Raw genomic sequence first — 21388 nt, 5'->3', positions numbered from 1 at the left:
TAAGGAGAGAGTGATGAGAGCATGGATCTTGTTGGCCTGCGTGCTGAGCCAGGGCGCCTGGGCGTTGTCCCCGTGCGAGAAGAGCAGCTCGGTGGGAAGCTGGTGCGAAGTGAACATAGAGGCGCTGCACCCCACCCAGGGCGGCGTCGGTCAGTTGCAGGTGGATACCACAGCCCGGGAGCTGGCGGACAAGAGCGAGAAGCAGCTCGACAAGCTGATGAAAAAGAAAGAGATCCCCATCGTCATCGCGCCGGATGGGGGTTACTGGCTGGTGGACAGGCACCACCTGACCAAGGCGCTGTGGCAGCAGGGGGTGAAGCAGGTCAGGGTCAAGGTGATTGCACGGTTGCAGGACAGGGCCAATTTCTGGAGCCAGATGCAGAACAACCACTGGGCCTGGCTCAAGGATGAACGGGGTCAACCCCTGACTCCCGAGCAGTTGCCCGGCCATATCGGTGAATTGCCGGATTACCCCTACCGCACCCTGGCGGGGCTGTTGCAGGATGCGGGCTACTTCAGCAAGAAGGATCAGGTCTACTTCGTCGAGTTTGCCTGGGCCAGCTGGCTCGGCCAGCAGATGGCCTGGCAGCCGATCGATGAGGTCAACCTCGCAGATCGCCTCGCCGAAGCCAAACGGCTGGCGTGCAGCAGCAAGGCGTCGGATCTGCCTGGTTACCCCGGCAAGCAGTGTCGCGTCAATCAGCCCAGAACGGCGGGTTGAGGGATCCTGCACAAAGGGTCTGGTTGATATTTGTTCTCGATTGGCCATGATACAAACTCCACTCGTGTCGGCAAAGGAGAGGAACATGGAACATCAGAACTGGCAACGTTACATGCTGGAGGCGGAGAACGCCCTTGGCATGGGGGCTCTGGGCACGGCGATCTGCCTCTATCAGCAGGCCCTGGGGGAAGTGTATGAGCTGGCCTCCGGGGATCTGGACGAACTGGCCAGCATGCGGGTCGCCACCTGTCACCGCATGGCCGACTTCTGGCGTGCCATGGAAGAGCCCGCCTATGAACTGCGCTACCTCAAGCTCGCCTCCGAGCTGGTCACCGCCCTGGTGCCCCAGTGCCCCAACCGGGCGTGCGAATCCCTCATCAGCGAGCTGGGCTGCTGCCGCGCCGCCCTGCTCTCCTTCTTGAAGCGCCACCCCAATCCGGAGATTGCCCGGCTTATCCAGGTGCAGGACAGGGTGCAGGGCTGCGAGCTGATAGGCCGGTTCCGTCTCAACTAAGTTCAGCGCCGTTTTTGCAGCTTGTTGGCGATGCGGCTTTGCGCCTCTTCCCCTTGGAGGGCCTGGGCGAAGGCGCGCGCTTCCAGGTCGATGACGAAATGCACCGCCTGTTTGAGCTCCTGCTTGAGCAGCGCCTTGCTCTTCTGGAGCGCCATCGGCGGCTTGGCCGCCAGTTTCAGTCCCTGCTCCCGAGCGAAGGGGAGCAGGTCCGCCGGGGCCAGCACCCGGTTGGCGAGCCCGAGACGCAGCGCCTCTTCCCCATCGATGGCCTCTGCCAGCAGCAACAGCTCCGCCGCCTTGAGGTGACCGACGGCGCGTGGCAGCAGCAGGCTGGCGGCAAACTCCGGCACCAGCCCCAGCTCGACGAAAGGCAGTTGCAGCCGGGCGTTGTCACCCAGATAGACCAGGTCGCAGTGCAGCAGCAGGGTAGTGCCGATGCCGACTGCCGGGCCGCCCACGGCGGCGATCACCGGTTTGGGGAAGTCGGCCAGGGTGTGCAGAAATTGCAGGATGGGGTCGTCCGGCTCAAGGGCGTGCTTGCCAACAAAGTCGGCCAGATCGTTGCCGGCGGTGAAGCACTCCGCCTGGCCTTGCAACAGCAGTACATGGACCTCTTCGTCCCGGGCGGCCTGGCGCAGTGCGTCGGTCAGCGCCATATAAGTCTCCGTGTTGAGGGCATTGCGCTTTTCCGGTCGATTGAAGGTCAGGGTGAGCAAGCCGTCCTGCTGTTCAGCCAGAATTGTGAGGGCCATGTCTGAATCCTTGTTGTCGGGGGCTGTCAAAAGCTTGCCACAGGGGTAAGCTTTGTCTCGTTTAACAACATCATAAAAGGATTTCAACCATGTTTAAACGTGCGTTTTATTCCACCATGGCACTGCTTCTGGCCGCCCCGGCCCTGGCCAAGGTCGACGCAGTCGATGGTTATGTGCGTCTGCTGCCCCCTGGCTCGCCGAACACGGCGGCGTTCATGGTGCTCAGGAACGATGGGGACAAACCGGTGAAACTGGTGGCGGGAGCGTCTCCTGAGGCGGGCCGTGTCGAGCTGCACACCCATTTGCACGAGAACGGCGTCATGAAGATGCGCCAGGTGGAGAGCATCGAGATCCCGGCCAAGGGGGAGGCCGTGCTCAAGCCCGGCAGCCTGCACATCATGTTGTTCGACATCCATACCCTGGCCCAGGGCACGCCCTTCCCGCTGACCCTGACCCTGGACGATGGGCAGACGCTGTCACTGAGCCTGCCCGTGAAGCCGGTCGAACCCATGAAAGGGATGAAGCACTGACATTTATGGACGCTTGTTCAGCTTTTTACTCTAGGTATTCCTTGCCCAGCGGGTAAAATGATGGCCTTTCCAGTCCAAAATGGAGCGAAGTGATGAAGAAGACCCTGATTGCCGGCACTGTGATGGCTCTGCTCAGCCATGGGGCCATGGCCGCCAATGACTGGCGTTTTGCGGCGGGTGCCGATCTGTGGAATGCCCAGGGAAGTGGCCAGGTCAGCAGCGTGGGTGCCGATGGCAGCTACGACGAGAACTACAACTGGAGCGGCTACCTGCAACTGGAGCACGGCATCCTGCTGCTGCCCAACGCCAAGTTTGAAATGTCCGACTTCAGCAGCAGCGGTGGCAGCTTCAACAACGATCTGCTGGCTTACGACCTGAGCCTCTACTATCGCCTGTTCAACAACGATCTGTTCCAGATCGATCTGGGTCTGACCGGTCGTCGCTACGACGGTGATTTCAACACCCAGCACTACTCCTATGACAAGGATGTGCTGATGGCCTACACCGGGGGTGAAGTACGCATCCCGGGGACCGGCTTTGCGGCGTTTGGCGATATGCGGGTGCAGGATGCCGACAACTACGACTACCGTCTGGGCGGCTCCTACAAGTTCTCTTCCGTGCCGCTCAAGATCCGCGCCGGCTGGCGTGAGGCCGAGATGGACTTCGATCGCGTCGATCAGACCATCGACGGCTGGTTCATCGGTGGTGAATTCACCTTCTGATCTCCCTGAGGAGCACACATGGGCCACATCATAGTGACTGGCGCGGGGTCCGGACTGGGCCGCGCCCTGACCATAGGGCTGGTTGAACGCGGCCATCAGGTTTCCATGATGGGTCGCCGTTACCAGAAACTGCAGGAGCAGGAAGAGCTGCTCGGCAAGGCGGTGATCGGCATTGCCGCCGATCTCGCACACCACGAAGAGGTGGATGTCGCCTTTGCCGCTGCGGTGGAGTGGGGCGGCCTGCCCGACATGGTGATCCACTGTGCCGGTGTCGGCGAGTTCGGCCCGGTGGGTGTCTACACCGCCGAGCAGATCCGCCGGGTGGTGGAGAGCAATCTCATCTCCACCATACTGGTGGCCCAGCAGACGGTGCGCCTCATCGGTGACAAGGGCGGCGTGCTGGCGAATGTGCTCTCCTCTGCCGCCCAGACCGGCAAGGCCAACGAGAGCCTCTATTGCGCCTCCAAATGGGGCATGCGCGGCTTTCTCGAATCCTTGCGGGCCGAGCTGAAGAGTGCTCCCCTGCGACTGGTGAACCTCTATCCGAGCGGGATCCGCAGCGAGTTCTGGGAGAATTCGGATCACGTGGATTCGAGTGGCTTCATGACGCCGGAAGACGCTGCAGCCTACATGCTGGATGCGCTGGCCGCGAGAAGCAGCTGCCATGTGACCGATCTCTTTATCGGTCGCAATAGTTGAGATAGTGGGCTCCGGCCCTTGCCGCCCAGAAGAGCAGAAACAAAAGGCGCGCCATTTGGCGCGCTTTTTCATTGATGTGCAGTGCTAAATTATCTGCTTGCCTGCCTCTCTTTACGCCGGGCCATCATGGATGTGAAGGCGGGTAAATTCAGTGCCGACATGGCATGGATGATTGATGATGCATGTCGGCACATATTATTTCCGAGTCGCATATTCCCGCAGGAAGGATGAAATCACCTGTTTTGGCTTCTTGCCAAGGGTCAGCAGCAATTCAAAGTCCGGGTCGATAATGCCATGTCGACACGCCAGCTCTTCCAACAAGGCAAGCCAGAGGTGAGCCGTCACCTCGGCATCCGCCAGGGCACGGTGAAACACCCCGTCATTGGGCAGGCTCCGGTATTGCACCAGGGTACCCAGCTTGTGATCCGGGGCATCGGGAAACAGGCGCCTCGATAGCAGCAGGGAACAGGCGAACTGGCCGCGGTATTGCGCCGACAATCGCTCTATTTCCGCATCCAGAAAGCGCTTGTCGAAGGAGGCGTTGTGGGCGACCAGATTGTCATCACCGATAAAGTCGACGAAATCCGCCATCACCTCGTTACAGGGGGGAGCCTGTTTCAGCATGGCATTGCTGATCCCGGTATATTGCTCGATGAAGCTGCTCACGTTGAAGCCCGGATTCATCAATGCCGAGAAACGCTCACTGATATGGCCATCCTTGATTCTGACGGCACCGATCTCGATGGCTCTATCCCCTTGTCCGGGTGAAAGCCCTGTGGTCTCGAAGTCGAGCACGACAACGGTATTGGCTGAGGCGATGGACATAACTTCTCGGGCAAGCTCGGTAAAGAGCGCCAGTCTAGGAAATCAGCCGTGCCGTGTACAGGGCAATGCAGTTATCTCATTGGTTCACGCTGGAGACGCATTTTTGTGCATCATGGCTGAGAGCCATATAAAAAGCCCCGAGTGCCGTGGCACTCGGGGCTTTCCTATGAAAAGCGAAAGGCGGTGTCGCGTTATCAGCGACCCAGCTTGGCCTTGAGCAGGGCAACGATCTCTTTGATCGCCACTTCCTGCTTCTCGCCGGAGCGGCGGCACTTGTACTCCACCACGCCGTTGTCCAGACCGCGGTCACCGATGACGATGGCGTGGGGCACACCGATCAGCTCCATGTCGGCGAACATCACACCCGGGCGCTCCTTGCGGTCGTCAAACAGCACGTCCACACCGGCGGCTTTGAGCTCGGCGTAGAACTGCTGCGCCTGCTCGGCCACGCGCTCGGACTTGTGCATGTTCATCGGCACGATGGCTACTTCGAACGGGGCGATGGCATCCGGCCAGATGATGCCGTACTGGTCGTTGTTCTGCTCGATGGCGGCAGCCACCAGACGGGAAACCCCGATACCGTAGCAACCCATTTCCATGGTGACGGACTTGCCGCCTTCGTTCAGCACGCTCGCCTTCATCGCTTCGGAGTACTTGGTACCCAGCTGGAAGATGTGGCCCACTTCGATACCGCGCTTGAGCAGCAGCTTGCCCTGGCCGCACGGGCTCGGGTCGCCTTCTACCACGTTGCGCAGGTCGGCAACCTCAAAAGAGGTGATGTCGCGATCCCAGTTGGCACCGGTCAGGTGGAAACCGGTCTCGTTGGCGCCGCAAACAAAATCGCTCAGATGGGCGGCGCTGCGATCGACGATGATGCGACCGGCAAAGCCGACCGGGCCGATGGAGCCTGCATCGCAACCGGCGGCCGCTTTGATCTGCTCGTCATTGGCGAAGGTCAGCGGGTTAGCCACGCCAGAAAGCTTCTCGGCCTTGATTTCGTTCAGCTCGTGGTCGCCACGCAGTACCAGGGCGATGACGGCCTGTTTGCCGTGCTCGTCTTCCTCGGCCAGTACCAGCAGGGTCTTGGCGATGGCGGTCGGCGCCACGTTCAGGAAAGCGGCTACTTCATCGATGGTGTGGACAGCCGGGGTGGCCACCTTGGTCAGGGCTTTGGTTGCGGCAGCGCGCTCGCCAGCCGGTGCCAGGGCTTCGGCCATCTCGATGTTGGCGGCGTAATCGGATGTATCGGAGAAGGCGATCAAGTCTTCACCGCTCTCAGCCAGCACCTGGAATTCGTGGGAGCCGGTGCCCCCGATGGAGCCGGTATCGGCCTGCACCGGGCGGAAGTTCAGGCCCATGCGAGTGAAGGCGGTGCAGTAGGCCGCATGCATCTTCTCATAGGTATCGACCAGGGAGGCCTTGTCGATGTGGAAGGAGTAGGCATCCTTCATCAGGAATTCGCGGCCGCGCATCACGCCGAAACGGGGGCGCACTTCATCGCGGAACTTGGTCTGGATCTGGTACAGATTCAGCGGCAGTTGCTTGTAGCTGTTCACTTCGTAACGGACCAGCGCGGTGATCACCTCTTCGTGGGTCGGACCCAGCACGAAGGGGCGGTTGTGACGGTCGGTCAGGCGGCACAGCTCGGGGCCGTAGTCATCCCAGCGGCCGGACTCCTGCCACAGCTCGGCGGGCTGTACCACCGGCATGGATACTTCGACGGCACCCGCATTGTTCATCTCTTCGCGGACGATGTTTTCAATCTTCTTCAGGACCCGCAGGCCGGTCGGCAGCCAGGCGTACATGCCGGAAGCGAGTTTGCGGATCATCCCGGCGCGCAGCATCAGCTGGTGGCTGACAACTTCAGCGTCGGAGGGGGTTTCCTTGAGAGTGGAAAGCAGATATTGGCTGGTACGCATCGCGGTAGACCTTCGCTAGTTCGGGCGGCTTGGCCCTGGAAAATTTCAAGTGCGGAATTTTAACAGGCGAAGTCCCCCGGCCCAAGGGCTAAATTCAGCGGCACTGGGGGGAGGGCGGGGGCCTTGCCCCGCCCGCACTAGACCCGAAATTGCGACAGCAACTGCTGTTGCTGCTGGCTGGCCTGATGGAGGGAGGAGGCCAGTTGCAGGCACTCCTGGGCTTCCTGTTCGCCCGTCTGGGCCTGCAGGCTGATATCCGAAACCTTGCCCGTGGTGTGCCCCAGGGTGTGGGAAAGCTGGCTGGTCGCCTCTGCTACCTGTTGCACCATGTCGGCGAGCTGATCGATGGCCTCTTCTACCTTGAACAGGATCTGTTTGGTGTTGTCGGAGTCCGCCATACCCGATTCCACGGTTTTCAGGTTACGTTGCATCATCAGATAGGCCTGCTCTGTCTGCTGCTGGATGCTGTTGATCACGTCCGTTATCTCGGCGCTGGAGGTGGCGGTGCGATTGGCCAGGGTGCGCACCTCGTCGGCCACCACGGCAAAACCGCGCCCCATCTCGCCCGCCCGGGCGGCTTCGATGGCGGCATTGAGAGCCAGCAGGTTGGTCTGCTCCGAGATATTGCTGATGGTGGAGATGATCTGGCCAATCTGCCCTGCCTGCTCCTTGAGGGCGTTGATGGCGGTGGCACATTCACCCACCTCCATGACCACCCGCTGCATGCCGGCGGTGGCGGAGGAGACATACTGGCTGCTTTGCGTGGTGAGCTGGCGTACCTCGTTGGCGTTGTGTGCCGCCAGGTTGCAGTTGTCCGAGATGGTGGTGGCCACCTGCACCATCTGCTCGCTGTCGTGGTGCAGCGCCTGGGCATGTGCAGCGGTCTGGCGGCTGCTCTGGCTGATGGCCTGGACCCGGTTGACCGAGGTGTGCACGTGTTGGTTGATGTGCTGGTTGTTGTCCATGGTGGCGCTGATCATCATCTGCAGCTTCTCGATGAAGCGATCCACGCTGCCGGCCAGGGAGCCAATCTCGTCGTCGCGTGAGAGGTTGATGCGGGCATTGAGATCTCCTTCCCCGGCGGCGATGTCCTGCATGCGCTTGTCGACCTGGAGTAGCGGGCGAACAATGGTGCGCACCAGCCAGAAGCCGCAACAGGTGACGATCAGCAGGCTGAGCAGCAAGCCCCCCAGGATGAGTCCCCTGGTGTAGTCGATGATGGCGTTGAGCTGGTGAACCTGATCCTCGACGGTGGCGTCCCCCTGGGCCTCGACCTCGACCAGCGCCAGCCTGAGCTGGTCGGCACTGTGTTCGTAACGGGCCAGCTGGTTCTGATAAGCGCTCAAGGCTGTGGTCCATTCACGGATCAGGCGGGCATTGTCGGCTTGCAGGGCGCGATACTGGGTGGAGAGCATTTGGCCTGCAAACTCCCCGTCACCGGGCACATCGAACTGGCCGGTTGCCAGCATGCCGTCAACCGCGTCCTGATAGAAGCGGGTGGCTTGTGCCAGCTCGGCCTGGATGGCAGGAGTAGGGCCTTCGCTCTGCATCTTCTCCAGCGCATAGAGCTGGCGCAGGAATCCGATGTTGGCCTCCATGCCGCCATCGGCCGCCTGCCAGCGGGTCGCGAGGCCGCCGTGCCAGCTGATGGCCTGATCCGGTGAGCGGGTGAGGCTCTCGACGGCCTCGTCACCGATCACCTCCAGCCTGGTCGAGAGGCGTGACATGCGTTCAGAACTGGCGCGCAGCGCCTCATCGGTGCTTGTGAAGGTGCGATAGAGGGTCAGCAGCTGTGCCTGCTCTTGCTGATAGGTCTGCTCATGCTGCTTCAGTGTGGTAATGGCCGCCCCATCGATGAGCCCGCCTTGCTCCACCCGGCGCAAGGCGTCGCTGGCCGCTTCTTTTGCCCGTTGCAGTTCCGGTGCGTCGAGGGGGATCCCCGAGAGCATTTTCTGGATATAGAGCGACTGGTTGCCGAGTTCGATGGAGCCCTCCATGGCACCATCTGCCGTCTGCCAGGCGGCACCCAGGACGTAGGAGAGCAGATCAGCCAGCCGCTGGCTGCCATACCAGCCGATCGCCCCCATGCCCAGGGTGCAGCCGAGTAGAATGGTGAGTCCGAGGTTGGATGTGGTGACGATTTTCATGAATCAAGCCTTCCCTGGTGCCGAACAAGACCATTTCAGTGTTCAATCAATGACGAAGATGTGCCATCCCCGATGGAAAATAAAGTGACAGACTGTGTTCTGAACGAGGGAAATGGCCGGGTATGAAGAGCTGGTCATCCCATGATCTGCATGGACCTATGCTGGATACTTATCCAGTTATTCTTTATGCTATGACCCAATTTGCGAGAGTCTGCGTGGCGAGGAAAAGAACATGATCGGTCGCTTGAGAGGCGTCATCATCGAGAAGCAACCCCCCGAGGTGTTGCTGGAAGTCGGAGGGGTGGGATATGAGGTTCATATGCCCATGAGCTGCTTCTATGATCTGCCCGAACTCGGGAAGGAGGCCGTCATTCACACCCACTTCGTGGTGCGTGAAGATGCCCAGCTGCTCTACGGCTTCAACCACAAGCAGGAGCGGGCGCTGTTTCGCGAGCTGATCAAGACCAACGGGGTCGGCCCCAAGCTGGCCCTGGCCATTCTCTCCGGCATGACGGCCACCCAGTTTGTGATGAGCGTCGAGCGCGAGGAGATAAGCTCCCTGGTCAAGTTGCCCGGCGTGGGCAAGAAGACCGCCGAGCGCCTGGTGGTGGAGATGAAAGACCGCCTCAAGGGCTGGGTCAGCCACGATCTCTTCTCCCCGGCCGAAATCACCCTGCCCGCGAAAGAGAGCCCGCTGCGTGCCCCGGATGCGAGCGAGGAGGCGGCCAGTGCACTGGTGGCCCTCGGCTACAAGCCGCAGCAGGCCAGCCAGATCGTCAGCAAGGTGGCCGCCGATGGCATGTCGGTAGAGGAGATCATTCGTGAATCCCTGCGCAGCCTGGTGTGAGGTAGACAATGATTGAAGCGGATCGCCTCATCTCGGCCGGTGCCGCCCGTGAGGACGAGATCATCGATCGGGCCATCCGGCCCAGAAAGCTGGCCGATTACACCGGACAGGATCACGTCTGCGATCAGATGGAGATCTTCATCGAGGCCGCCCGCCAGCGCGGGGAGGCCCTCGATCATCTGCTGATCTTCGGGCCTCCCGGCCTTGGCAAGACCACGCTGGCCAACATCGTCGCCAACGAGATGGGGGTCAACATCAAGACCACCTCGGGCCCCGTGCTGGAGAAGGCCGGCGATCTGGCGGCGCTCCTCACCAACCTGGAACCGAACGATGTGCTCTTCATCGACGAGATCCACCGTCTCAGCCCGGTGGTGGAGGAGGTGCTCTACCCGGCCATGGAGGATTATCAGCTCGACATCATGATAGGGGAGGGGCCCGCCGCCCGCTCCATCAAGCTCGATCTCCCTCCCTTCACCCTGATCGGTGCCACCACCCGGGCCGGCTCCCTCACCAGCCCCCTGCGGGATCGGTTTGGCATCGTGCAGCGCCTCGAGTTTTACAACGTCAAGGACCTGACCGACATCGTCTCTCGCAGCGCCCGCTGCCTCGGGCTCGACATGACGGAAGACGGCGCTCTCGAGGTAGCCCGTCGCTCCCGGGGGACACCGCGGATTGCTAACCGTTTGTTAAGGCGGGTACGGGATTTTGCCCAGGTGAAGTCTGACGGGCGAATTGACGGACCCATTGCGGCCCGTGCCATGGACATGCTGGACGTGGACAACGAAGGTTTCGACTTCATGGATCGCAAGCTATTGTTGGCCGTCATCGACAAGTTTATGGGGGGGCCCGTCGGGCTCGACAACCTGGCCGCCGCCATCGGTGAGGAGAAGGACACCATAGAAGACGTGCTGGAACCTTATCTGATCCAGCAAGGCTATCTGCAACGTACACCCAGAGGGCGGATCGCAACTCAGAGAGCCTATGCACACTTTGGCCTGGAACGACCGGCAGATCAGTAGACGTTGCGATATGAACCAAAAAGCCGCCCTTGAGGCGGCTTTTTGTTTTGCGGGCAAAAAAAAGCCCACGGCACAGGCGGTGGGCAAAGACAATTCAGGATGGATGTTCACAGACAGTGAGCGCGTCTGCAGACCGGTCGGGAAAAAACAGAGGAGCCGTCGCGAGGCTTCAGAGTCGGTTCATTTGATAGAGTTGAACGAAAGAAAGCTTGTAGTAACGGATGGTCTTGGCAACAAACTTTTTCATCATTAATCCCAACAAACAGGTTCGAAATGTTCATCGAATACGTACCGGGAACCCGGAATGACCGGCCTGTATTCAGAGGTATGCCCTCACTGCGAGGCGCATTGTAGGAGCTCTTTCCGGGTGGGGCAAACAAGAAAATCTATGGGCTTTTGATTAGATAAACTAATGACTTTGGTGGGGGTGTCAATCCGCATAAACATGTGTTTTTACTGGGTTTAAATTGATTTTTGGATGAGCCTGGCCATTTATTGAAATAATCGAGACGCGAAGGCTTTATTCCCGGGGTTGTGTATTTGTTTAACAGAATTGAAACTATTTTGGTGAGTCACAAAATTGATTTAAATCAATTATTTACGACTTGTCGTTTTTTGTGATGAAGCTCCCATAATTAATGGGAAAAGCCCCATAAGTTACCTTGAAAAAACATGTATTGAGGGTGGTTTTACATTGATTTCAATCAAATAAAGGTGATATAAAACAGCGATCATTATAGGCGGGAATAGAACCCTGGTTATTGTTTATTAGATGTTAAACATTAGCTTTTTTTGTTCCTGTATATTGCCTTGTTGTTAATGTGGTGGCAGTCGAATCCGGTCAGTCCGCGAGGGGTGACCGACCGTTCGGGGACTTCCAATGGAAGCTTTGTCCTTAAAACTTAAAATAGCCGTGCCAATAATCGGTGAGGAAACATCATGATTGCTGAGCATGTGGTAGACCTATCGCGGTTCCAATTTGCTGCGACGGCCCTTTATCACTTCCTGTTTGTACCCTTGACGCTGGGGATGGCCTTCATCCTGGCGATCATGGAGTCTGTCTATGTGATGACCAACAACACAGTGTACCGGGACATGACCAAGTTCTGGGGCAAGTTGTTCGGTATCAACTTTGCCCTCGGGGTTACCACCGGGCTCACCATGGAGTTTCAGTTCGGTACCAACTGGGCTTACTACTCCCACTATGTCGGCGACATCTTCGGGGCCCCGCTGGCCATCGAAGGCTTGATGGCCTTTTTCCTGGAGTCCACCTTCGTCGGTATGTTCTTCTTCGGTTGGGATCGTCTCAGCAAGCGCCAGCACCTGGCGGCTACCTGGCTGATGGCGCTCGGGACCAACCTCTCCGCACTGTGGATCCTGGTCGCCAACGGCTGGATGCAGAACCCGGTGGGTGCCGAGTTCAACTTCGAATCCATGCGCATGGAGATGGTGAGCTTCGCCGACCTGGTGTTCAACCCGGTTGCCCAGGTCAAGTTCGTCCACACCGTGGCGGCAGGCTATACCACGGGCGCCATGTTCGTGCTCGGGATCTCCTCCTATTACCTGCTGAAGAATCGTGATGTGGCGTTCGCTCGTCGCTCCTTCGCCATCGCGGCCGCGTTCGGCATGGCCTCCATCCTCTCCGTGCTGGTGCTGGGTGACGAGTCCGGCTACGAGACCGGGGAAGTGCAGAAGGTGAAACTGGCGGCCATCGAGGCCGAGTGGAACACGGAGCCGGCTCCGGCATCCTTCACCCTGTTCGGGATCCCGAACCAGGAAGAGATGCGCACCGACTACGCCATCAAGATCCCCTATGCCCTCGGCATCATCGCCACCCGTTCCCTGGACGGTCAGGTGACTGGTCTCAAGGATCTCAAGAGCGAGCATGAGCTGCGCGTGCGCAACGGCATGACCGCCTACGACCTGCTGACCAAGCTGCAATCCGGTGACAAGTCCGACGATACCCGCGCCCGCTTCGACGAAGTGAAGCAGGATCTGGGCTATGGTCTCCTGCTCAAGCGTTACACCCCCAACGTGACCGACGCCACCGACGAGCAGATCAAGGCTGCCGTGGATGACTCCATCCCGCAGGTACTGCCGCTGTTCTTCGCCTTCCGCATCATGGTCGCCTGCGGCATCCTGATGCTGGTGCTGATCGGTCTGGCCTTCTATGACAGCACCCGCCACAAGATCGGCGAGCGCAAGTGGCTGCTCAAGGCGCTGCTGTACGGCATTCCGCTGCCCTGGATCGCCATCGAGGCGGGCTGGTTTGTCGCTGAATATGGTCGTCAACCCTGGACCATCGCCGAGATGCTGCCGACTTATGTCTCTGCATCCAACATTCCTGCGTCCGAGATCTGGTTCTCTCTGATCGGGATCTTCCTGTTCTACACCGTACTGCTGATCATCGAGATGTACCTGATGTTCAAGTATGCGCGCCTGGGCCCAAGCAGCCTGAAGACGGGCAAGTACCACTTCGAACAGAGCAAGGCATAAGGAGAGTGACCCATGTTTGATTACGAACTGTTGCGTCTGGTCTGGTGGGTGCTGGTCGGCGTGCTGCTGATCGGGTTTGCCATCACCGACGGTTTCGATATGGGGGTGGGCGCCCTGCTCCCCTTCGTCGGCAAGAAGGATGTGGAGCGTCGCGTGATGCTCAACACCATGGGGCCGCACTGGGAAGGCAACCAGGTCTGGCTGGTGACCGCCGGTGGTGCCCTGTTTGCCGCCTGGCCCATGGTCTATGCGGCGGCCTTCTCCGGCTTCTACATTGCCATGATCCTGACCCTGATGGCGCTGTTCTTCCGTCCGGTCGGCTTCAAGTACCGCTCCCTGCAGGAAGATGCCAAGTGGCGCTCCAACTGGGACTGGGCTCTGTTTGCCGGTAGCGCCATTCCCCCTGTCATCTTCGGGGTGGCGTTCGGCAACCTGCTGCAGGGTGTACCGTTCAGCTTCAACCAGTTCCTGATGATGACCTATCACGGCAACTTCTTCGGTCTGCTCAATCCGTTCGGTCTGCTGGCCGGTCTGGTGAGCCTCTTCATGATCATCACCCAGGGTGCAACCTGGCTGATGATGAAGACCGAAGGTGAAGTGCTGGCGCGCTCTCGCACCGCCGCCATGATCTTCTCCCTGCTGACCCTGGTGCTGTTCGCCCTGGCCGGTGTCTGGGTGAGCGGCATGGATGGTTATGTGATTGTGGGCTCCGTCGCCACCGACGCCGTCACCAACCCCCTTCACAAGGAAGTGGTGGTGCAGGCCGGTGCCTGGATGCAGAACTACAACCTCTATCCCTGGATGATTGCCGCACCCGTTCTGGGTCTGGTGATGTGTCTGCTGACCGCCGTGGCGGCCAAGCTGGACAAGGGTTGGGTGGCGTTCCTGTTCTCCTCCCTGGCCATCGCCGGCATCATCCTGACCGCGGGCTTCTCCATGTTCCCGTTCGTGATGCCCTCGAGCCTCGAGCCGTCCCAGAGCCTGACCATGTGGGATTCCACCGCCTCCTTCAACACCCTCAAGGTGATGACGGTAGTCGCAGTCGTCTTCGTGCCGACCGTGCTGGCTTACACCATCTGGACCTACATCAAGATGTTCGGCCGGGTGAGTAACAAGCACATCGAAGACAACCAACAATCGCTCTACTAAGAAGGTGCCCTGATATGTGGTATTTCACCTGGATCCTGGGGCTGCTGCTGGCCTGTGCGTTTGGGATTATCAATGCGCTCTGGCTGGAGCACACCGAGAACCTGGATCGTCAGATTGATGAAGACAAGTGACAGGCTCGCCCGGCTGGCCGCTCCTCTGGAGCGCCAGCCATGGCAAGGTCTGATGCTGCTGGCGGCGGCCCTGCTGGCTGTCGCCATCTTGCAGGCGCCCAACCTGGTCGCGGCCAACACCAGTGAGCACGGCCTCTGGCTTGCGCCCTGGCTGATGTGGGCGGTCTGTTGCGGTGTCATGCATGGACTGGGGTTTCACCCGCGCAGCCTGGTGGGTCGCGTGCTGTTCTTCCCCTGGCTCGCCCTGCCCAGCCTGCTCTGCGGGCTCTGGCTGACCAGCAGCTACTACCTGCCATAAATGATGAAGGAGGTCGGCATGAGCCCACCTCCTTCTTCTTTTTTGACGGGCGTGCCGTCGCCCGGTCAGAGCAACCGAACCTCGCTCGTCACGCCGCTCGCAGCCACTTCTCTTTTCCGCTTTTCTTGCGATGCTGACAGCCCTGTGGTCTTCGGCCTGTCGGCGCCGCAGCACGCCATAAAAAACAGGAAGAGACGGGATTTCCCTGTCTCCCCCTGCTTCTTTCCTATTCAGCCCTGCGCTATGATAGCCCCCCATCTGACTGTCGAATGGATCACAGATTTTTATGGGGGAAGTCTCTGAGTTTCCGGTGCGTGTCTACTACGAAGACACGGATGCCGGAGGCATCGTCTACAACGCCAATTATCTCAAGTTTATGGAACGGGCCCGCACCGAATTCCTGCGCGCAGGCGGCATCGAACAGGATGTCCTGCTGCAGGCAGGGATCGCGTTTGTGGTGAGTCGCACCGAAATCGACTTCCGCGCGGCGGCCCGCTTCAATGAACTGCTGACCGTAATGACGCAAGTAACTGAAGTGAAACGCGCTTCCATGCGTTTTTCACAGCAGATCCTGGCGGCTGATGGACGGCTGATCACTCAGGCCATGGTACAGATCGCCTGTGTCAGTCATCCGCAAATGAAACCTGTTGCAATACCTGAAAAAATCAAGGGAGTGCTGTTAAGTGCACGCTGAAATTTCGTTTATTGGCCTGTTCTGGCAAGCCAGTCTGTTGGTGAAACTGGTCATGATGACCCTGATGGGCATGTCGGTCGTCTCCTGGGCGCTGATCATCCAGCGCTCCAAGGCCATCAAGGCGGCCAACCTCGCCTCGGAGCAGTTTGAAGACAGATTCTGGTCCGGGGTCGACCTCAATCGTCTCTACCAGGAGTCCTCCTCCCGTCGTGACGACATCGAAGGCATGGAAGACATCTTCTACTCCGGCTTCAAGGAGTATGCCCGCCTGCTCAAGGCCGGTGCCCGCGGTCAGGATGCGGTGATGGACGGTACCTATCGCGCCATGCGCGTCTCCCTGTCCCGTGCAGTGGACGATCTCGAGTCCAACCTGCCGGTCTTGGCGACCATCGGTTCCATCAGCCCCTATATCGGTCTGTTCGGTACCGTCTGGGGGATCATGAACGCCTTTATCGCTCTGGGCCAGGTTCAGCAGGCGACCCTGCAGATGGTGGCACCGGGTATCGCGGAGGCGCTGATCGCCACCGCCATGGGTCTGTTTGCCGCCATCCCGGCCGTTATCTTCTACAACCGCTTCACCAACAAGGTCGAACGGCTGGAAAACGCCTACGCCAACTTCATGGACGAGTTCACCACCATTCTGAACCGCCAAATCGCACAGCAGGGTGAGAAGTAATGCAAACCTATCAGCGGCTCAAACGCAAGAAGGTCGCCGAGATCAACGTGGTGCCCTATATCGACGTCATGCTGGTGCTGCTCATCATCTTCATGGCGGTCACGCCCGTGATCACGCAGGGGGTCAAGGTCGACCTGCCCCAGGCGGAGTCCGAGCAGTTGCCGGAAGACTCCAAGCCGCCTTTCATCGTCAGCGTCAATACCGAGGGTGAGTACGTCATCAAGGCCGGCGAGGCGGATGACGAACCCGTACCGAGCGGCACACCAGAGGCGATGCAGCAGTACATCACCGAGAAGGCCATGGGCTATCTGGCCATCAACCAGAACGCGCCCGTGGTGGTCGCCGGTGACAAGTCCGTACGCTACGAGGAGGTGATCCTGCTGATGGTGGCCCTCAAGAAAGCCGGTGTGCCTCAGGTTGGTCTGATGACGGATCCGGTGAACTGACGGAGATGGATGTGAAGCGTGGTATTTCCGGTTATCTCGTCGCGTCGCTGCTGCTGCATCTGATCATCGGCATCATCCTGCTGGTCGGTGTCGACTTCAGCAAACCCAAGCGCCCCGAGTCCAAGGGACAGATCGTCAATGCGGTCATGATGGACAGCGAAATGCTGGAGCAGCAGATGCAGCAGGTCCAGCAGCAGAAGCAGGCCCAGCCCAAGGCTGCACAGCAGCAGAAGGACAAGGAAGACGCTGAGCGCGTCAAACGCGAGCTGGCACAGGAGCAGGAGCGTCTGCGTATCGCCGAGACCAAGCGCAAGCAGGCCGAAGAGGCGACCCGCAAGGCCGAAGCCGACAAGCAGAAGAAAGAGGCTGAACAGAAGCAGGCGGAAGAGAAGGCCCAGAAAGCCGAGGAAGCCCGCAAGCTGGAAGAGCAGAAGACCAAGAAGGCCGAAGCCGAACGCAAGGCGGCGGAAGAGGCCAAGGCGCTGGCGCTCAAGAAGAAAAAAGAAGAGCTGGAGAAGAAGCAGGCTGAAGAGAAGGCCAAGGCGGAAGAGGCCAAGGCCAAGAAAGCGGAAGCCGAGAAGAAGGCCAAGGCCGAAGCCGAGAAAAAGGCGAAGGCGGAAGCCGAGAAGAAAGCCAAGGCCGAGGCCGAGAAGAAGGCGAAGGAAGAGGCGGACAAGAAGGCAAAAGCTGACGCAGAGAAGAAGGCGAAGGCCGAGGCCGACAGAAAGGCCAAGATTGAGGCGGAGCGCAAGCGCAAGGCGGCCGAAGAGGCCAAGTTGCAAAAAGAGATGGAAGCCATGATGGAGCAGCAGCTGGCCGCCGAGGCCAATGCGCGCAGTCAGGCAGCATCGGCAGCCGCCAAGGGCGAGGTCGACAAGTATGCCGCCCTCATCAAGGCCACGGTCGAGCGCTACATGATTTTGGATCCCACCATGCGGGGCAAAACATGTACTATCGGTGTCAAGTTGGCCAGTAGCGGCTTCGTCATCTCGGTGGACAACGGTCAGGGTGATCCGGCGGTCTGCCGCTCCGGCAAGGCGGCGGTGCTGAAGGCCAACCAGTTGCCGGTGCCGAAGGATCCGGCGGCATTCGAGATGTTGAAGGAGTTTAACCTCAAGTTAGAACCGAGCATCTAAGCGTGATAGAACGGGGTCAATGACCGTGGTTGGCAGCATCTGCTGATAAAGGGATTTCACCTCTCATTTTTTTGGAACAGAGTATTTAAGCCATGATAAGAAAAGTGTTTTTTGCTTTGGTTGGCTGCCTTCTGCTAGGCCAGAGCGCTCAGGCGGCCTTGGACATCGTCATCACCGGCGGTATTGACAGTGCACGCCCCATTGCCATCGCCCCCTTCAAGTGGGAGGGCAATGGCCAGTTGCCGCAGGATATCGCGGAAGTGGTCTCCAACGACCTGATGCGCAGCGGCAAGTTCAAGCCGCTGGCCCGTGGCCAGATGCCGCAGACGCCGAGCACCAGCGGCGAGATCAACTTCGCGCCCTGGGCTTCCCAGGGGGTCGAAGCCGTGGTGGTCGGCTCCATCGCCGCCGTGGGTGATGGCACCTACAAGATCAACTTCGAGCTGGTCGACGTCCTGAAAGGCCAGCTGGCCAAGACCCAGGGCGGTGAAGCGAACGGTTACATCCTGGACAGCCGCATGGCGACCATCCCGGGTGCCCAGATGCGCCAGTTTGCCCACCGCATCTCCGACATCGTCTACGAGCGTCTGACCGGTGAGCGTGGTGCCTTCCTGACTCGTCTGGCCTATGTCTCCGTGCAGCAGGGCACCCAGTTCCCGTATCAGCTGCGGATCTCCGACTACGACGGCTACAACGAGAAGACTCTGCTGCGCTCCCGTGAACCCCTGATGTCCCCGGCCTGGTCGCCGGATGGCAGCAAGCTGGCTTACGTGAGCTTCGAGAACCAGAAGTCCGAGATCTATGTGCAGGACATCTACACCCAGCAGCGCAGTCTGATCACCAGCTTCCGTGGCATCAACGGTGCGCCGGAGTGGTCTCCAGATGGTCGTCGTTTGGCTATTGTTCTGTCCAAAGATGGGCAGCCTGACATCTATGTCGTTGATGTTGCTAGCAAGCAACTCACTCGAGTCACAAATAACCGCACCATCGACACCGAACCCTCCTGGATGCCGGACGGTCAAACTTTGCTGTTCACCTCTGAACGTGGTGGCAAACCCCAGATTTATAGCGTAAATTTGGCGACTGGCATGACTCGCCGGATGACCTGGGAAGGGGATTCCAACCAGGGGGCATCCATCACACCGGACGGCAAGTCCATGGTGATGGTGACCCGGGTTCAGGGACAATATCGCATCGCTCGCCAGGATATGGAAAATGGAGCCATGCTGGTACTGACCCAGAGTGCTCTGGATGAATCGCCAAGTGTGGCTCCCAATGGCAGCATGATCATTTATGCCACCATCTATCAGGGTCGTAAGAGTCTTGCATTGGTGTCGACCGACGGTCGCTTCAAGGCAGTGCTTCCGACCAGTAGCGGTGAAATTCGTGCACCAGCTTGGTCGCCCTTCTTGAATTGATAAAAATCGATTGTTTTTTGTTTTGTTATAAAGGTTTAAGGAAATAGCATGCAACTCAATAAACTGCTCAAGGGTCTGGCCATCGCACTGCCACTGTTCACCCTGGCTGCCTGTAGCTCCTCTTCCGACTCCGACGCCGCTGGCGCCGAGTCCGGCATGACTGATGGCATGGGCGGTGTACAAACCGGCGGCGCCAACGGCATGTTGTCCCCGGAAGAGCAGATGCGTCAGAAGTTCGAAGCGCTGCAACGCGACAACGTGATCTACTTCCCGTACGATGGTTACGACATTCAGGGTCAGTACGCCGACCTGCTGGATGCCCACGCCAGCTACCTGCGTGAACGTCCGAGCGTCAAGGTACTGATCGAAGGCCACGCCGACGAGCGCGGTACGCCGGAATACAACATTGCGCTGGGTGAGCGTCGTGCCAAGGCTGTTGCCAAGTATCTGCAAACCCTGGGTGTGCAGGCCGAGCAGCTCTCCATCGTCAGCTATGGCGAAGAGAAGCCGCTGGATCTGTCCCATACCGAGGAAGCCTTTGCCAAGAACCGCCGTGCGGTCCTGGTTTACTAAGGTTTGAGTCGAACGAAGTTCGTTTATATGCAAGCGGCCATTTCGATGGCCGTTTTATTTGCACTAAACGTCAAGGTTTGATCCGAATGAAATCTGTATCAGCGAGCGACTATGCGCTGGCCGTTTTATTTGCACTAAACGCTAAGGTTTGATCCGAATGAAATCTGTGTACAAGCAAGCTGGTGTTGCGCTGGCCGTGTTGGTTGCTTTGAATGTGCAAGCGGCAGCACCCGTGAGCGATCTGAGCGGGGATTCTGGCAGCAGCGGCGTGGTGCTGAGCGGCAACAATGGTGCCATCGTACCGACCGGCAGCCTGGAAGACCGGGTTGCTCTGCTGGAGCGTACCCTCAACGCCCGTCTGCGTCTGCAGGCCGAATTGCAGCAACAGGTCGACTCCCTGCAAGGGGAGGTCTCCGAGCTGCGTGGTCAGCTGGAACAGCAGACCTACCAGATGGAGCAGTCCCAGGAGCGCCAGCGCCAACTCTACCAAGAGCTCGACAAGGTGGCCAACAGCCAGCCTGCCGCCACGCCCGCAACACCTGCTGCAGGTGCTGCAACGCCTCCTGCCGCGGCTGCCAACTACTCCACCAACCAGGATGAGAACCAGGCCTACGACGCGGCCGTGAACATGGTGCTCAAGGAGAAGAACTACGACAAGGCCATTCCTGCCTTCGAAGGGTTCATCAAGCAGTTCCCGAACTCCAGCTATGTCCCCAATGCCCACTACTGGCTCGGCCAGCTGATGTTCAACAAGGGTGACAGGGCGGGGGCCGCGAGCCAGTTCTCCACGGTGGCGAACAAATACAGCAAGTCACCCAAGCGGGCCGATGCCCTGCTGAAACTCGGCATGCTCGCCCAGCTTGACGGCAAGAAAGCAGAGGCCAAGGCCTTCTATGAGCAGGTGATCAAGGGTTACCCCAACACCTCGCCGGCCCAGCTGGCCAAACAGAGTCTGGCCAAGCTGTGACATTGCTGCATGTCACTGTTTTCGTAACACTCTTGTAAATACCGCCGTGCTTTGTATGCGCAGTGAACAATCAGATTTAATTTAAGATTTTTCTATTGCGCCAGGATGATAAATCCGTAATATAGGCCGCCGTCAGAGCCGGAGCAGTAATGCAGTCGGCGCTGGTCGTGGTGAGGGTCGTTAGCTCAGTCGGTAGAGCAGTTGACTTTTAATCAATTGGTCGCTGGTTCGAATCCAGCACGACCCACCATTTCTTCACAGCAGGTGAAGACAATATTCCCAGGTCGTTTAGCTCAGCTGGGAGAGCACCTCCCTTACAAGGAGGGGGTCACTGGTTCGAGCCCAGTAACGACCACCATGTTGTAACGCTGGCCGCCACATGCGGTTGGTGAAAAGTTCAGGATGTGGGTCGTTAGCTCAGTCGGTAGAGCAGTTGACTCTTAATCAATTGGTCGTAGGTTCGAACCCTACACGACCCACCACTCTGAACATTTAATCCCAGGTCGTTTAGCTCAGCTGGGAGAGCACCTCCCTTACAAGGAGGGGGTCACTGGTTCGAGCCCAGTAACGACCACCATGTTGTAACACTGGCCGCCACATGCGGTTGGTGAAAGGTTCAGGATGTGGGTCGTTAGCTCAGTCGGTAGAGCAGTTGACTCTTAATCAATTGGTCGTAGGTTCGAACCCTACACGACCCACCACTCTGAAC

At 59.0% G+C, this 21388-nt stretch carries 23 protein-coding genes and 5 tRNA genes; 24 read left to right on the top strand and 4 right to left on the bottom strand.

Annotated elements, in window-relative coordinates:
• Positions 1 to 13: 13 nt before the first annotated feature.
• Positions 14 to 721 carry a ParB-like protein gene (locus AB5Y51_RS06010; protein WP_041214520.1) on the top strand — a complete coding sequence of 236 codons (708 nt, stop codon included), beginning with the start codon at positions 14 to 16 and terminating at the stop codon, positions 719 to 721.
• 85 nt (positions 722 to 806) lie between these two features.
• Complete coding sequence (locus AB5Y51_RS06005; RefSeq protein WP_039039476.1) at positions 807 to 1235, top strand: DUF2753 family protein; 429 nt, start codon at positions 807 to 809, stop codon at positions 1233 to 1235.
• Positions 1236 to 1237: 2 nt separating this feature from the next.
• Here the strand turns inward: AB5Y51_RS06005 and AB5Y51_RS06000 are convergent, their stop codons facing one another.
• Positions 1238 to 1987, bottom strand: a complete 750-nt coding sequence (locus AB5Y51_RS06000; protein WP_368178154.1) for an enoyl-CoA hydratase-related protein — start codon at positions 1985 to 1987, stop codon at positions 1238 to 1240.
• An 89-nt stretch (positions 1988 to 2076) separates the two neighbouring features.
• On the opposite strand from AB5Y51_RS06000, the gene AB5Y51_RS05995 reads away from it, so the two are divergent.
• From AB5Y51_RS05995 to AB5Y51_RS05985, 3 genes are all read left to right on the top strand, one after another.
• A complete protein-coding gene (locus AB5Y51_RS05995; RefSeq protein ID WP_039039478.1) occupies positions 2077 to 2517 on the top strand; it encodes a copper chaperone PCu(A)C in 441 nt (146 codons plus the stop codon).
• 92 nt (positions 2518 to 2609) lie between these two features.
• A complete protein-coding gene (locus AB5Y51_RS05990) occupies positions 2610 to 3239 on the top strand; it encodes a TIGR04219 family outer membrane beta-barrel protein (protein ID WP_010672862.1) in 630 nt (209 codons plus the stop codon).
• Between the two features lie 18 nt (positions 3240 to 3257).
• Positions 3258 to 3938 carry an SDR family oxidoreductase gene (locus AB5Y51_RS05985; protein WP_041214522.1) on the top strand — a complete coding sequence of 227 codons (681 nt, stop codon included), beginning with the start codon at positions 3258 to 3260 and terminating at the stop codon, positions 3936 to 3938.
• Between the two features lie 195 nt (positions 3939 to 4133).
• On the opposite strand, the gene AB5Y51_RS05980 is transcribed toward AB5Y51_RS05985, so the two are convergent.
• From AB5Y51_RS05980 to AB5Y51_RS05970, 3 genes are all read right to left on the bottom strand, one after another.
• Positions 4134 to 4763: a PolC-type DNA polymerase III gene (locus AB5Y51_RS05980; RefSeq protein WP_368178153.1), complete on the bottom strand. Its 630-nt coding sequence runs from the start codon at positions 4761 to 4763 to the stop codon at positions 4134 to 4136.
• A 194-nt stretch (positions 4764 to 4957) separates the two neighbouring features.
• The gene (locus AB5Y51_RS05975) at positions 4958 to 6682 is read right to left on the bottom strand and encodes a proline--tRNA ligase (protein WP_128296422.1); all 1725 of its coding nucleotides are present in this window, start codon (positions 6680 to 6682) and stop codon (positions 4958 to 4960) included.
• A gap of 137 nt (positions 6683 to 6819) precedes the next feature.
• Positions 6820 to 8829, bottom strand: a complete 2010-nt coding sequence (locus AB5Y51_RS05970) for a methyl-accepting chemotaxis protein (protein WP_368178152.1) — start codon at positions 8827 to 8829, stop codon at positions 6820 to 6822.
• A 232-nt stretch (positions 8830 to 9061) separates the two neighbouring features.
• Between AB5Y51_RS05970 and ruvA the strand changes: the two genes are divergently transcribed.
• The 19 genes from ruvA to AB5Y51_RS05875 all read left to right on the top strand — a co-directional run bounded on the left by ruvA (position 9062) and on the right by AB5Y51_RS05875 (position 21380).
• Entirely contained in the window at positions 9062 to 9676 is a 615-nt protein-coding gene (gene ruvA, locus AB5Y51_RS05965) for a Holliday junction branch migration protein RuvA (protein WP_010672867.1), read from the top strand.
• 8 nt (positions 9677 to 9684) lie between these two features.
• Positions 9685 to 10695 carry a Holliday junction branch migration DNA helicase RuvB gene (gene ruvB / locus AB5Y51_RS05960; protein WP_041211014.1) on the top strand — a complete coding sequence of 337 codons (1011 nt, stop codon included), beginning with the start codon at positions 9685 to 9687 and terminating at the stop codon, positions 10693 to 10695.
• A gap of 10 nt (positions 10696 to 10705) precedes the next feature.
• Positions 10706 to 10948 (top strand): hypothetical protein, encoded by a 243-nt coding sequence (locus AB5Y51_RS05955; RefSeq protein WP_029313687.1) that lies wholly within the window; start codon positions 10706 to 10708, stop codon positions 10946 to 10948.
• Between the two features lie 686 nt (positions 10949 to 11634).
• Entirely contained in the window at positions 11635 to 13191 is a 1557-nt protein-coding gene (locus AB5Y51_RS05950) for a cytochrome ubiquinol oxidase subunit I (RefSeq protein WP_010672869.1), read from the top strand.
• A gap of 12 nt (positions 13192 to 13203) precedes the next feature.
• Positions 13204 to 14340 (top strand): cytochrome d ubiquinol oxidase subunit II, encoded by a 1137-nt coding sequence (cydB, locus tag AB5Y51_RS05945; protein ID WP_010672870.1) that lies wholly within the window; start codon positions 13204 to 13206, stop codon positions 14338 to 14340.
• 14 nt (positions 14341 to 14354) lie between these two features.
• The gene (gene cydX, locus AB5Y51_RS05940; protein WP_005331536.1) at positions 14355 to 14471 is read left to right on the top strand and encodes a cytochrome bd-I oxidase subunit CydX; all 117 of its coding nucleotides are present in this window, start codon (positions 14355 to 14357) and stop codon (positions 14469 to 14471) included.
• Positions 14458 to 14769 carry a cyd operon YbgE family protein gene (locus AB5Y51_RS05935; RefSeq protein WP_039039483.1) on the top strand — a complete coding sequence of 104 codons (312 nt, stop codon included), beginning with the start codon at positions 14458 to 14460 and terminating at the stop codon, positions 14767 to 14769. Before cydX ends, AB5Y51_RS05935 begins: the two co-directional genes overlap by 14 nt.
• Positions 14770 to 15055: 286 nt before the next feature.
• On the top strand, positions 15056 to 15463 hold the full coding sequence (gene ybgC, locus AB5Y51_RS05930; protein WP_010672872.1) for a tol-pal system-associated acyl-CoA thioesterase: 408 nt from the start codon (positions 15056 to 15058) through the stop codon (positions 15461 to 15463).
• Complete coding sequence (gene tolQ / locus AB5Y51_RS05925) at positions 15453 to 16139, top strand: protein TolQ (protein ID WP_010672873.1); 687 nt, start codon at positions 15453 to 15455, stop codon at positions 16137 to 16139. The genes ybgC and tolQ overlap by 11 nt, the downstream gene beginning before the upstream one ends.
• The gene (gene tolR, locus AB5Y51_RS05920) at positions 16139 to 16585 is read left to right on the top strand and encodes a protein TolR (protein ID WP_010672874.1); all 447 of its coding nucleotides are present in this window, start codon (positions 16139 to 16141) and stop codon (positions 16583 to 16585) included. Before tolQ ends, tolR begins: the two co-directional genes overlap by 1 nt.
• Positions 16586 to 16590: 5 nt before the next feature.
• Positions 16591 to 17721, top strand: coding sequence for a cell envelope integrity protein TolA (gene tolA / locus AB5Y51_RS05915; protein ID WP_042014603.1), 1131 nt, complete (start codon positions 16591 to 16593; stop codon positions 17719 to 17721).
• Positions 17722 to 17813: 92 nt separating this feature from the next.
• A complete protein-coding gene (gene tolB / locus AB5Y51_RS05910) occupies positions 17814 to 19139 on the top strand; it encodes a Tol-Pal system beta propeller repeat protein TolB (RefSeq protein WP_010672876.1) in 1326 nt (441 codons plus the stop codon).
• 48 nt (positions 19140 to 19187) lie between these two features.
• Entirely contained in the window at positions 19188 to 19712 is a 525-nt protein-coding gene (gene pal, locus AB5Y51_RS05905) for a peptidoglycan-associated lipoprotein Pal (RefSeq protein ID WP_010672877.1), read from the top strand.
• A gap of 157 nt (positions 19713 to 19869) precedes the next feature.
• Complete coding sequence (ybgF, locus tag AB5Y51_RS05900) at positions 19870 to 20679, top strand: tol-pal system protein YbgF (RefSeq protein WP_183149320.1); 810 nt, start codon at positions 19870 to 19872, stop codon at positions 20677 to 20679.
• Positions 20680 to 20853: 174 nt separating this feature from the next.
• Positions 20854 to 20929, top strand: a tRNA-Lys gene (locus AB5Y51_RS05895).
• Between the two features lie 32 nt (positions 20930 to 20961).
• A tRNA-Val gene (locus tag AB5Y51_RS05890) sits at positions 20962 to 21037 on the top strand.
• 48 nt (positions 21038 to 21085) lie between these two features.
• Positions 21086 to 21161, top strand: a tRNA-Lys gene (locus AB5Y51_RS05885).
• A 19-nt stretch (positions 21162 to 21180) separates the two neighbouring features.
• A tRNA-Val gene (locus tag AB5Y51_RS05880) sits at positions 21181 to 21256 on the top strand.
• 48 nt (positions 21257 to 21304) lie between these two features.
• A tRNA-Lys gene (locus tag AB5Y51_RS05875) sits at positions 21305 to 21380 on the top strand.
• Positions 21381 to 21388: the final 8 nt, after the last annotated feature.

The sequence above is a fragment of the Aeromonas sp. R7-1 genome, from assembly GCF_040908115.1.
GTDB classification, from domain to species: domain Bacteria; phylum Pseudomonadota; class Gammaproteobacteria; order Enterobacterales; family Aeromonadaceae; genus Aeromonas; species Aeromonas caviae.
Note: the sequence above shows the minus strand (reverse complement) of the source record. Positions and strands in the feature narration are given on the sequence as shown.